At 70.8% G+C, this 12,682-nt stretch carries 6 protein-coding genes; all 6 read left to right on the forward strand.

Translation table 11 applies throughout. The features are described from left to right. Positions 1 to 121 precede the first annotated feature (121 nt). The 6 genes from AC1DJH_RS13095 to AC1DJH_RS13120 all read left to right on the forward strand — a co-directional run bounded on the left by AC1DJH_RS13095 (position 122) and on the right by AC1DJH_RS13120 (position 12,672). The gene (locus AC1DJH_RS13095) at positions 122 to 643 is read left to right on the forward strand and encodes a sigma-70 family RNA polymerase sigma factor (RefSeq protein ID WP_478185973.1); all 522 of its coding nucleotides are present in this window, start codon (positions 122 to 124) and stop codon (positions 641 to 643) included. Between the two features lie 336 nt (positions 644 to 979). After that, entirely contained in the window at positions 980 to 1,231 is a 252-nt protein-coding gene (locus AC1DJH_RS13100) for an MbtH family protein (RefSeq protein WP_478185974.1), read from the forward strand. 5 nt (positions 1,232 to 1,236) lie between these two features. Next, on the forward strand, positions 1,237 to 1,998 hold the full coding sequence (locus AC1DJH_RS13105) for a thioesterase II family protein (RefSeq protein ID WP_478186101.1): 762 nt from the start codon (positions 1,237 to 1,239) through the stop codon (positions 1,996 to 1,998). Further along, a complete protein-coding gene (locus tag AC1DJH_RS13110; protein WP_478185975.1) occupies positions 1,976 to 2,662 on the forward strand; it encodes a 4'-phosphopantetheinyl transferase family protein in 687 nt (228 codons plus the stop codon). Before AC1DJH_RS13105 ends, AC1DJH_RS13110 begins: the two co-directional genes overlap by 23 nt. 66 nt (positions 2,663 to 2,728) lie before the next feature. Beyond that, positions 2,729 to 8,014: an amino acid adenylation domain-containing protein gene (locus tag AC1DJH_RS13115; RefSeq protein ID WP_478185976.1), complete on the forward strand. Its 5,286-nt coding sequence runs from the start codon at positions 2,729 to 2,731 to the stop codon at positions 8,012 to 8,014. Beyond that, entirely contained in the window at positions 8,014 to 12,672 is a 4,659-nt protein-coding gene (locus tag AC1DJH_RS13120; RefSeq protein WP_478185977.1) for a type I polyketide synthase, read from the forward strand. Before AC1DJH_RS13115 ends, AC1DJH_RS13120 begins: the two co-directional genes overlap by 1 nt. Positions 12,673 to 12,682 lie beyond the last annotated feature (10 nt).

Below are 12,682 nucleotides of genomic sequence, written 5' to 3' on the forward strand. Positions count from 1 at the left end.
TTCTTATTTACTTCATGCGGCCTGTGCACCGGAGCAGGACGGGCTGCATCTCCGGCGGCGTGCCTCGCGCACGCCGTTTCCACATTCGACGCCCGATCCCCTCATCTGGAGTTGTTCAAAGATGCTGTCACTTTCGTCCGAGTCATCGCTGGGAGATGTCTTCGTCGCCAACCGCGCGCAGCTGCTGCACGTTGCCCGCAGGATCGTGCGCACCACCGACCTGGCCGACGACGTCGTGCAGGACGCCTACCTGCGAATTGCCGACGGCGCCTGCGACCGCAAGGTCGACAAGCCCATGGGCTATTGCTGCCAGGTGGTGCGCAACCTGGCGCTCGACCATTGCCGCCGCCAGTCGCTGGAAGCCACCTACCGCACCTTCGACGTCGACATCGAGACGCTGGACGTGCCCGGCCCGGCCTCGCCGGACCGCCTGATGCGCGACCGCCAGCTCGTAGGGCTCATCGACCATGTGCTGTCGCAGCTTCCGGCACGAACGCGGGTGGCCTTCCAGCTCTATCGGCTCGAGGGCCTCACGCAGCGCGACATTGCGGTCCAGCTCGGCTGTGCGCTCGGCCTGGTGAACCGCCTGATCGCCGAGGCCGACGAGGCCATCGGCGCCATGCACCACCTGATCGAGGACTGACGCGAATTCCCCGGCCGACGCCGGCCCGGCCTTCGGGTGTCTTGCCGACCCCGCCCATCGCAAGGCCTGCGACAAGGCCGCGCGCCTCCTGCTGCTCGCGGGCCTGGTGCCCACGCGTCGACGTCGAGGCCTGGAAGCAAAGCCGCAAGACCCAGGGCGACCCCGCGCCCGGCGACGACGACTGATCGTCGCGCGCACCGCCTTCGGTGCGCATCGCGGCGGTGAACAGATTCGGGTGCGGACCGTCATGTTGATCAGGAGCGCAGCAAACGCTGCCACCGGCCGCCGGCCCGTGGCGCGAGCGCTTCCCCGATCCACCGCACAAGGCCACGCACCATGTCTACCAGCTGCTTCGACCGCGAAGACGAAACCTTCATCGTTCTGGTCAACCACGAAGACCAGTACTCCATCTGGCCCCACTGGAAGGCCGTGCCCAGCGGCTGGAAGGCCGTCGACGGCGTCAAGGGCGACAAGAAGACCGCGCTCGACTACGTGGAAAAGAACTGGACCGACATGCGCCCCAAGTCGCTGCGCGACTGGATGGCGGCGCAGGAAGCCGCGCCCTTCGCAACCACCGCCGCGCACTGATGGCCATGCCGGCAAGCGTCTCGCTGCTGTGCCTGCCGTGCGCGGGCGCCAGCGCGTCCATGTACCTGCGCTGGCGGCGCCTGCTGCCGCGCTGGATCGAGGTCGTGCCCGTCGAGTTGCCGGGCCGCGGCGCGCGCATGGGCGAGCCCTTCGTCGAGAACTTCGATGCGCAGGTCGAACGCATCTGCGTCGAGCAGGCGCGGGCCATGCAGCGCGGCTTCGTGCTTTTCGGCCACAGCATGGGCGCCTTGCTGGCCTATGGCGTCGCCCAGCGGTTGCGCGCGCTGGGCCGGCCGTTGCCGCGCGCGCTGCTCGCCTCGGGCAGTCCGGCGCCGTCGCAGCGCGACCCCGCCCGGCTGCCCGACACGCACGACGACACCGCGCTCACCGCCGACCTGCGCAAGCAGGGCGGCACGCCCGAAGAGGTGTTTGCCAGTCCCGAGCTGATGCGCATGACCCTCGACACGCTGGGCGCCGACTACCGCGTCTGCGAGAGCTTCAGCTACACGGCCGAAGCGCCCTTGCCGATGCCCCTGCACGTCTTCGCGGGCCGCCAGGACGACATCGACGCGCAGCGCATCGAGGCCTGGTCGGCGCATGCGGCCGGCGCGTTCACGCTCGACTGGTTCGACGGCGGCCACTTCTTCCTGCGCCAGCATGAAACGGCGTTCCTCGACGCCCTGACGCGGGGCCTGGCCCAGGTTCAAGCCCAGGCGCAGGCGCAGGCCGTGGCTGGAGGGCGGCATGCGCCTCATGCCCTGGCATGACGCCTTGCCGAGGGGCATGGAGGTGCATCGCCTGGATTTCGACCTGACGCGCGACGACTGCGACGAATGGGCTGTGCTGACGCTGGCCGAGCGCGAACGCGCCTGCCGTTTCGTTCGGCGCGCCGACCGCGTGCGCTTCGCCGCCACCCGCGCCGCCGCCCGCCGGCTGCTGGCGCGCTGCATCGGTTGCGGCGCCGCCGAGGTGCCGCTGTCGCCCGGCGTGCACGGCAAGCCCTTCGTCGATGCGGCCGGCGAGATGCCGCTGTTCAACGTGTCCCATTCGGGCGGCCACGCGCTGATCGTCGTGGCCGACGGGCGCGAGGTGGCCGAGGTGGGCATCGACATCGAGCACTGCCGCGACGACGTCGACACCGAGGCCATTCTCGAAATGGCTTTCACCGCGCAGGAGTCGCGCGAAGTGCGCGACGCGCAAGACCCGCTTCGTGCGCTGTACCTGCGCTGGGTCGGCAAGGAAGCCCTGTTGAAGGCCGTGGGTGTGGGCGTGCCCGAGCACCTGCTGTGCGTGGGCATTCATCCGCAGGCGGACGGTGGCCTGGCCGTCGCGTCTGACGTGCCCGGGTGGGCCGCCTTCAGCGCCATGGCGTTGCCGGCCCCCGACGGCTATGCCGCCGCATTGGCATGGCGTGCCAGGGCACCCGGATGAGCGAAAGCGGCCGGCGCTGCGCCGGTTGCGACGTTTGCTTTTTTCAATGGACATGGAGTGAGCGAGATGGCACGCACGCCGACAACAACACCGAACGACGGGCATCCGGCGTCCGCGAACTTCGTGGCGCACCTGCAGGCGCTGGCGCAGGCCCGGCCTGACGAAGTCTGGCTCACGGTGGCGGGCGAAGCCGACGGCGCCTGCGTGGAGAAGCAGGTGACGTACGCCGCGTTCTCTGCGCGCGTGCGCGCGCTGGCGGCCCGCCTGCAGCAGCAGTTCGCCAAGGGCGAGCGCGCGCTCGTCATGCTCGACAACGACGACCACTACGCCGTGAGCATGCTCGCGTGCTTCCATGCCGGCGTGATCGCGGTGCCCGTGTTTCCGCCCGAATCCATGCGGCCCCAGCACCTGGCGCGCCTGGCAGGCATTGCGCTCGATTCGCAGGCCCGCTGCGTGCTCACCTCCGCGTCGATGCTCGCCTCGATGGCGGACGCTTCGGCGTCGTTCGCGCAGGCGTCGATGGTCGCGGTCGACACGGTGGACATCGCGCTGGCCGCGTCATGGACGCCGTTCTCGCCCGCGAACGACGACCCGGCGTTCCTGCAGTACACCTCGGGCTCGACCTCCGCGCCCAAGGGTGTGATCGTGACGCACGGCAACCTCATGGCCAACCAGCGCGCCATCCGCGACGGCATGGGCATCGGGCCCGGCGACAAGTTCGTCTCGTGGGCGCCGCTGTACCACGACATGGGCCTGATCGGCGGCCTGCTGCAGCCGCTGTACAGCGGCATTGCGCTGGTGCTCGCCTCGCCGCGCTACTTCCTCGAAAGCCCGGTGCGCTGGCTCGAGCTCATCTCGCGCCACCGCGCCACGCTGTCCGGCGGCCCCGACTTCGCCTATCGACTGTGCCTGGAGCGCGTGAAGGGCGCGCGGCTCGCGGGGCTCGACCTGTCGTCGTGGCGCGTGGCCTACACCGGCGCCGAGCCCGTGCGCGCGGACACCGAAGCCGAATTCATCGAACGCTTCGCGCCCGCGGGTTTCGATCCCGGCGCCGTGTACCCCTGCTACGGCCTGGCCGAGGCGACGCTGTTCGTCACCGGCGGGCGGCGCGGCGGCGGGCTGGTCGCGCCTGCTTTCTCCGCCGATGCGCTGGCCAGGGGGCAGGGTGTGGAAAGCACGGACGGCACGCCACTGGTGGGCTGCGGCACGGTGCCCGCCGGGCACGCGGTGCGCATCACCGACCCCGCTTCGCTCGCCGCGCTGGACGACGGCGGTGTCGGCGAAATCTGGGCCGGCGGACCGAGCATCTGCGCCGGCTACTGGGGCAAGCCCGAGGAAACGCAGCAGACCTTCGTCGCGCATGAAGGCCGCCGCTGGCTGCGCACCGGCGACCTGGGCTTCCAGCATGCGGGGCAGCTCTATGTGACGGGCCGCATCAAGGACCTGATCATCGTGCGCGGCCACAACATATATCCGCAGGACATCGAGCGCACCGTCGAGGCCGAGGTGGAAGCCGTGCGCAAGGGCCGCGTGGCCGCGTTCGCGGTGGCGGGTTTGCAGGGCGAAGGCATCGGCGTGGCGGCCGAGGTGTCGCGCAGCATGCAGAAGCTGGTGCCGCCGCACATGCTCGTCGATGCGCTGGGCGCGGCTGTGAGCGAGGTGTTCGGCGAAGCGCCGGCCGCCATCGTGCTGCTGAACCCGGGCGCGCTGCCCAAGACCTCCAGTGGCAAGCTGCAGCGCCAGGCCTGCCGCGCGGGCCTCGCGGCGCGCAGCCTGGACGCCTACGCGATCCACGAGCAGGGCAGCTTCACGCTCGGGGGCAGCGCTTCGGGCCCGTCGGAAGCGCCGGTGCTCGACGAGGTCGGGCAATCGGTCGCCGGCATCTGGAAGCAAGTGCTCAAGTGGCCCGAAGAACGTGCGCTGCTGCCCGACGCGCACTTCTTCACCTCGGGGGGGAATTCGCTGGCCGGCGTTCAGGCGTGTGTGCGCATCGCGCGGCGCTGGAACATCGCGTTCGACCTGCGCGACCTCTTCGAGCAGCCCCGGCTGAGCGCTTGCGCCGACATCGTGCGCAGCCGCAAGGACCATTCGCGCCAGGTGCTCGCGGTGGCGCCCATCGAGCCGCTGTCGGCCGAGCAGCGGCTGCGGCCCCTGCCGCTGTCGCACGCACAGGCGCGCCAGTGGTTCCTGTGGAAGCTCGCGCCGCACAGCACGGCGTACCACATGAGCGGCGCGCTGCGCCTGTCGGGTGCCCTCGATGCCGCCGCGATGCATGCGGCCTTCGAAGACCTGGCCGCGCGCCACGAGTCGCTGCGCACGGTGTTCCTGGCCGGCGCCGACGGCACGCCCGGGCAGCTGGTCAGCCCGTCGTGGGCGCCGCTGCTGAACCTCGTCGACCTGCGCCACCTCGCGCCCGAAGAGCGCGAAGCCCGCGCCGACGAAGAAGTGCAGCGCCTGCACGCCACACCCTTCGACCTCACGCAGGGGCCGCTCGTGCGCGTGGCGCTGCTGCGCCTTGCGGATACCGTGCACCTGCTGGTGGTGGTGATGCACCACATCGTGTCGGACAGCGCGTCGATGCAGCTGCTGCTCGACGAACTTGCGGCCGGCTACGCCGCGCGGCTGCGGGGCGACATGCAGCGCCATGCGGGCGCGCGCATCCAGTATGTCGACCACGCGGCATGGCAACGCGCCTGGCTGGCCGGCGGCGAGGGCGAGCGGCAGCTGGCGTGGTGGCGCACGCAACTCGGTGAAGACCATCCCGTGCTGGCGTTGGCGACCGACCACCCGCGCACCGCGCGCATCGGCCACCGCGCGGCGCGGCACAGCGTCGAGGTGCCCGCGGCCTTGCTGAACGGTTTGCGCCGGTCGGCCGCGAGCGAGGGTGCGACGCTCTTCATGGTGCTGCTGGCCGGCTTCCAGGCGCTGCTGCACCGCTGCACGGGGCAGGAAGACATTCGCGTCGGCGCACCGGTGGCGAACCGCGGCCGTGTCGAGGCCGAAAGCGTCATCGGTTTCTTCGTCAACACGCTGGTGCTGCGCAACCGGGTCGGCGCGCGCATGCGCCTGTCGGACGTCGTGAAGCAGGCCAGGGAAGCCGTGCTCGGTGCGCAGACGCACCAGGACCTGCCGTTCGAACAACTGGTCGAGGCCCTGCAGCCGCAGCGCAGCCTGGGCCAGAGCCCGCTGTTCCAGGTGATGTTCAACCACCTGGTCGAGGACTACCGGGCGCTGGCGCAACTGCCGGGGCTCGAGGTGGCGCGTCACGCAGTGCCCGATGGCGAGGCGCAGTTCGAGCTGGTGCTCGAAGCGCGCGAGACGCCGGGTGGGCAGTTGACGCTGGGCTTCGTCTATGCGGCCGAGTTGTTCGACAGGGAGACGATCGAGCGGATGGCGTGGCACTACCTGGCGGTGCTGGAGGCGTTGGCTGCTCAGCCGGAACTGGCGGTCGGCGACGTGGTGTTGATGGGGGCTGAAGAGCGTGAGCAGCTTGCGCTCTGGAGCGAGAACCATCGCTGCCATGAGGGCGCGCAGCCCGTGCACCGGCAGATCGAGGCGCATGCGAAGTCGAAGCCATTGGCGCCTGCGCTGGTCTTCGGCGACGAGGCGCTGAGTTATTCGCAGCTCAATGCGCGGGCGAACCGTCTTGCGCATCGCCTGATCGCCTTGGGCGTGGTTCCGGACGTGCTGGTCGGCCTCTGCGTGGAGCGCTCCACCGAGATGATGGTGGGCATCCTTGCGGTGTTGAAGGCGGGTGGTGCGTACGTACCCCTTGACCCTGACTACCCGGCGGACCGCCTCTCCTACATGGTCGAAGACAGCGGCATTGCGTTGCTGCTGACCCAGAGCAGCTTGCGTTCGCTGATTCCCGGCGTCGAAGCGCTTGAAGTGCTGGAGCTCGACACGCTCGATGCGTCGTCCGAGCCCGACTCGGACCCCGAAGTCAACCTGCACGGCGAACACCTCGCCTACGTCATCTACACGTCAGGCTCCACAGGCCGTCCCAAGGGCGCGGCCATCCGCCATCAGGCGCTCTTCAGCTGCATGGCCTGGATGCAGGAGTTCTATACGCTGGCAGGCACCGACACGGTTCTGCACAAGGCCCCGTTCGGCTTCGACGTGTCGGTGTGGGAGATGTTCTGGCCGTTGACCTCCGGTGCAAGGCTGGTCATTGCCAACCCCGGCGATCACCGCGACCCGGCGCGCCTGGTCGAACTGATCCGGAAGCGCCAGATCACGACGCTGAACTTCGTGCCCTCGATGCTGCAAGCCTTCCTGGCCTACGAGGGCATCGAGGCCACGACCAGGCTCAAGCACATCATCTGCGGCGGGGAGGCGATGCCTGCAGCCACGCAGAAGGAGGCGCTTCAACGTCTGAGCGGCGCGACCTTGCAGAACCTGTACGGTCCGACGGAAACCACGATCCACGTGACGCAGTGGACTTGCCGAGATGACGGCAGCACCCAGGTGCCGATCGGCCGGCCGATCAGCGACACACAAGCGCATGTCCTCGACGCGAGCTTGAACGAAGTACCGGCAGGCGTGGCTGGCGAGCTGTATTTGGGCGGCATCAACCTCGCACGGGGCTACCTGAAGCGGGCAGGCCTGACTGCCGAGCGGTTCATTGCAACGGAAAGCGGAAACAGGCTGTACCGAACGGGCGACCTCGTGCGCTGGAACAACGAAGGCCAGCTGGAGTACCTGGGCCGCATCGACCACCAGGTGAAGGTGCGGGGCTTCCGCATCGAGCTGGGCGAGATCGAAGCGCAACTGCAGGCGCAACCGGAAGTGCGTGAAGCAGTCGTCGTAGCGAGCGAAGGCCCATCCGGCGCAAGGCTCGTGGCCTACGTCTCAGGGCAAGCCATCGACACTGCGACGCTGCGCGAGCGCCTCGGAGAAGCATTGCCCGACTACATGGTCCCCAGTGTGATCATGGTGCTGGACGCACTCCCGCTCAACGCCAACGGCAAGGTAGACCGCAAGGCGCTCCCCGCCGTCACCGTCACCAGCGACAAACCCTACGCAGCCCCCCAGGGCCACATCGCGGAAACCGTCGCCGCCATCTGGGCCGAGGTCCTGCAGATGGACAAGGTCGGCATCCACGACAACTTCTTCGACCTCGGCGGGCACTCGCTGCTGGTGGTCCGCGTGCACCGCCTGCTGGAAGACAGGCTGCGCACCACGCTGCCGCTGGTGCAGCTTTTCAAGTACCCCACGGTCGGTTCGCTCGCCCAGTGGATGGCGCGTGGCGCCGCCGCGCCCGCCGTGTCGACCGCGGCCGGTGACGACCGCGCGCTGCGCCAGCGCGCCGCCTTGCTTCAACGCCGCAAAGCCGCGGAAAGAGTCAACTGATGCACACCCTCGACGCCCCCACGGAACCGTCCTCCACCAGCGCCGCCACCGGCATCGAGATCGCCATCGTCGGCATGGCCGGCCGCTTCCCCGGCGCCGACGACGTCGACGCGCTGTGGCGCAACGTCCGCGACGGCGTGGAGTCCGTGGCGGGCTTCACCGACGCGCAACTGCGCGCGCAGGGCGTGTCGCAGGAACTGCTCGACGACCCCGCGTACGTGAAGGCCGGCACGCAGTTCAAGGGATTCGACCAGTTCGACGCCGGCTTCTTCGGCTATTCGCCGCGCGAGGCCGAGTACCTCGACCCGCAGCAGCGCATCTTCCTGGAGTGCGCCTGGGCCGCGCTGGAGCACGCGGGCTGCGACGCGCACACGTGGCCGGGCAAGGTCGGCGTGTACGCGGGCGAGGGCCCCAACCTGTACCTCATGCGCCACCTGCTGCCCGCCTTCGGCCTGGGCGAGGGGCGCGGCATTGCCGACCTGCTGGGCCTCATGAGCGGCAACTCCGGCGGCTCGCTGTGCACGCGCGTGGCCTACAAGCTGAACCTGCGCGGCCCGGCCGTCACGGTGCAGACCGCCTGCTCGACCTCGCTCGCCGCGGTGCACACCGCCTGCCAGGCGCTGCTGGGCTACGACTGCGACATGGCGCTGGCCGGCGGCGTGTGGCTCAACCTGCTGCAGGACGGCGGCTACCTGCATCAGCAGGGCGCCATCCTTTCGCCCGACGGCCACTGCCGCGCCTTCGACGAGAAGGCCGCGGGCACGGTCATCGGCAGCGGCGCCGGCCTGGTGGTGCTCAAGCGGCTGGACGACGCGCTGCGCGACGGCGACACCATCCACGCCGTCATCAAGGGCAGCGCCGCCAACAACGACGGCGCCGACAAGATCGGCTTCACCGCGCCCAGCGTGAACGGGCAGGCCGAGGTGATTCGCGCGGCCCAGCTGATTGCCGGTGTGGGCGCCGAGTCCGTCGGCTACATCGAGGCGCACGGCACGGGCACGGTGCTGGGCGATCCCATCGAGCTGGCCGCGCTCACGCAGGCCTTCCAGGCCGGCTCCGGCCGCACCGGCTACTGCGCCGTCGGCTCGGTGAAGACCAACATCGGCCACCTCGACGCGGCGGCCGGCGTCGCCGGGCTCATCAAGACGGTGATGGCGCTGAAGCACCGCACGCTGCCGGCCAGCCTGCATTTCGAGCGGCCCAACCCGCAGATCGATTTCGCAGGCAGCCCGTTCTACGTCAACGCCACGACGAAGCCCTGGCCCGCCGGTGCCACGCCGCGCCGCGCCGGTGTCAGCTCGTTCGGCATCGGCGGCACGAATGTGCATGTGGTGCTCGAAGAGGCGCCGGCCGCCAGGCCCGCCGCAGCGCAGCCGTCCGGCTGGCAGGTGCTGCCGCTGTCGGCGCGCAATGCCGCCGCGCTGCAGGAGGCCGGGCAGCAACTGGGCCGCCACCTCGAAGCCTCGGCCGACCAGCCGCTGGCCGACATCGCGCACACGCTGCAAAGCGGCCGCCGCCCGATGCCGTTGCGCGCCGCGGTGGTCGCCGACAGCCATGGGCTGGCCGCGCAGGCGCTGCGCTCGCCCGAGAGCGGCTTCGAGCAGGTGCTGCGCGCGCCGGCCGCCGCCCCCGAGGTCGCCTTCCTGTTTCCCGGCGGCGGCACGCAGCACGCGAACATGGGCGCCGCGCTGTACCGCGACGACCCGGTGTTCCGCGGCGAGGTCGACCGCTGCTGCGCGCTGCTGAACGACACGGTGGGCATGGACCTGCGCCAGCTGATCTACCCCGCGGCCGGCGCGGAAGCCGCGGCCGACCAGAAGCTCTCGTGCATCGAGTACACCCAGCCCGCACTCTTCATCGTCGAGCACGCGATGGCCCGTGCGTGGATGGCGCGCGGCGTGCAGCCCGCCGTCATGCTGGGCCACAGCCTCGGCGAGTACGTGGCCGCCTGCCTGGCCGGCGTGTTCAGCCTGGAGGACGCGCTGCGCATCGTCACCGCGCGTGGCCGCCTCATGCAGTCGATGCCCGCCGGCGCCATGACGGCCATCGCGCTGACCGAAGCCGGGCTCGCGCCTTTCCTGGCCGCCGGCTGCGACATCGCCGCCATCAACGGCGAACAGCTGTGCGTGCTCGCAGGCCCGCTGCAGGCCATCGAGGCGGCCGAGCAGCAGCTGTTCGCGCGCGGCCTCATGCCGCGCCGCCTGCACGTCGCCATCGCGTCGCACTCCGCCATGACCGAATCGATCGTGGCCGAACTGCAGCAGGTGGTGGCGTCGGTTGCGCGCCATGCGCCGCGCATTGCGTTCATCTCCAATGTCACGGGCCTGCCGATCACGGCGGCGCAGGCGGTGGACCCGGTGTACTGGGGCCGGCACCTGCGCAGCACGGTGCGCTTCGCCGATGGGCTGTCCGCGCTGCTCGGCACGGCCGGGCGCGTGCTGCTCGAGGTCGGCCCCGGCGAAACGCTGGCCGGCCTGGCGCGCCAGCATCCGCTGGCCGCGTCGGCCGCGGGCATCTGGGCGAGCCAGGCGCATCCGCAGCAGCAGGCGCGCAATGCGCGGCAACTGGCCAGCGTGACCGGCGCGCTCTGGTGCGCCGGCGTCGACATCGACTGGGCCGCCTGCCGCGCGGGCCAGCCGCGCCGGCAGGTGCCGTTGCCGAGCTACCCGTTCCAGCGGCAGTCGTACTGGGTGGAGGCGGGCCGCTTCGAGCGCGCCGCGCCATTGACCCAAGGCACGGCGGCCAACGCCTTCTACGTGCCGACCTGGACGCGCACCGAGCCGCAGCGCGCGCAGCGCGGCCCGGCGCCCGCAGGCACCTGCACGCTGGTCTTCGGCGAAACGCGCAGCCTCGCCGACCGGCTGATTTCCCATCTGCACCAGGGCGCCGACGCGCACCCCGTGGTGTGGGTGGAGCAGGGCCCGGCCTTCGTCGAGATCAGCCCGCGCCACTACGCCGTGCGCCCCGGCGAGCGCGCCGACCATGCGCAGGTGCTGCGCACGGTGCAGGCCGAGCTGGGCCCCGTCTCCAGGGTCTTTCATCTGTGGGGCGTGGACGACGAACTGGCGCCGCCTGCGCAGTCCGCCGACGTGCTGGAGCGCGGCTTCTTCAGCCTGCTGGCCCTGGCGCAGGCGCTGGACGGCACCACGGCCGGCAGCGAGCGCGCGCTGGCCCTGCAGGTCGTTGCCAACCAGATGGAAGACGTCACGGGCCTGGAGTCCCTGTGCCCCGAGAAAGCCACGCTGTTCAGCCTGGCCAAGGTGATCGGGCAGGAGTACCCGCACATCGACTGCCGCGTCGTCGACGTGGTGCTGCCCGCGGCCGGCGGCGACGCCGAGGCGTGGCTGGTGCGGCAACTGGCGGCCGACCCGCCACCCCGCGGCAGCGAGCCGCTGGTGGCGTACCGCGGGCCGCACCGCTGGGTGAAGGCCTACGAGCCGCTGGCCCTGCCGGCGCGCGGCGAAGGACCGCACCAGCGCTTTCGCACGCAGGGCGTGTACCTGGTCACCGGCGGCCTCGGCGGCGTGGGCCTGTCGGTGGCGCGCCACCTGGCGCAGGCGTGGCAGGCGAAGCTGGTGCTGCTCGGTCGCACGCCGCTGCCCGAGCGCGGCGCGTGGGAGGCGATGGCCGCCGCGCCCGAGCAGCCCGCGGCCTTGCGCCAGAAGCTGCTGCAGCTGATCGAGCTCGAAGCGCTGGGCGGCGAAGTGCTCGCGCTCTGCGCCGACGTGGCCGATGCCGCGCAGATGCAGGCCGCCACCGCGCAAGCCCGCGCGCGCTTCGGCGCCATCCACGGCGTGATTCACGCGGCGGGCCATGCCAGCAGCGGCATGATCGGCCAGCGCACGCGCGCCCTGGTCGACGCCGTGTTCGCGCCCAAGCTGCGCGGCACGCAGGCGCTGCTGGCGGCCGTGCGCGACGACGCACCCGATTTCGTGCTCTTGTGTTCGTCCATCTCCAGCATGGCCGGTGGCCTTGGCAAGAGCGACTACGCCGCGGCCAACGCCTACCTCGACGCACTGGCCGCACAGGCAAGACGCGGTGCCGGCTACCCCGTCATCTCGGTCAACTGGGACGCCTGGCGCGACCTGGGCATGGCCGCGGGCATGGTGCTGCCCGAGGGCGTGGGCATGAGCGGCCCCGAGGGCGCGCTGGCGCTGGAACGCATCGTCAACGGACCGGCGCACGCACAGGTGCTGATCTCGACGACCGACCTCGCGCAGCGCCTGGGCGAGCTCGACAGCGGCATGCTCGAACTGATCGAGAACGGCCCGCTCGCCCACGCCACGCGCCTGTCGCGCGAATCGCGCCGCAACCACCCGCGCCCCGCGCTGGCCACGGCTTACGTCGCCCCCGAAGGCGAGCTGGAAGCCGGGCTGGCCGACGTGTGGCAGGACATGCTGGGCATTGCCGCCGTCGGCGTGCACGACAACCTGTTCGAGCTGGGCGGCGACTCGCTGCTGGCCATCCAGATCCTGGCGCGCGTGCGCAAGACCTACGAGATCGAACTGCACCCCGCCGCGTTTTTCAAGGCGCCCACCGTCGCCGACCTGGCCTTGCTGGTCGAGACGCGGCTGATCGAAGAGATCGAGGACGACGGCCCCGCCGACCCCACCGACCCCACTGATGCCGCACCGGACCGCATGTCCGCCACCGTCTGAAGAAAAGCCC

The organism is Variovorax sp. 10N412 (assembly GCF_056394985.1).

What these genes read in the sequence shown, in the direction of transcription:
- AC1DJH_RS13095 (WP_478185973.1), top strand. Translation starts at nt 122, where the DNA reads ATGCTGTCACTTTCGTCCGAGTCATCGCTGGGAGATGTCTTCGTCGCC.
- AC1DJH_RS13100 (WP_478185974.1), top strand. Translation starts at nt 980, where the DNA reads ATGTCTACCAGCTGCTTCGACCGCGAAGACGAAACCTTCATCGTTCTG.
- AC1DJH_RS13105 (WP_478186101.1), top strand. Translation starts at nt 1,237, where the DNA reads ATGCCGGCAAGCGTCTCGCTGCTGTGCCTGCCGTGCGCGGGCGCCAGC.
- AC1DJH_RS13110 (WP_478185975.1), top strand. Translation starts at nt 1,976, where the DNA reads ATGCGCCTCATGCCCTGGCATGACGCCTTGCCGAGGGGCATGGAGGTG.
- AC1DJH_RS13115 (WP_478185976.1), top strand. Translation starts at nt 2,729, where the DNA reads ATGGCACGCACGCCGACAACAACACCGAACGACGGGCATCCGGCGTCC.
- AC1DJH_RS13120 (WP_478185977.1), top strand. Translation starts at nt 8,014, where the DNA reads ATGCACACCCTCGACGCCCCCACGGAACCGTCCTCCACCAGCGCCGCC.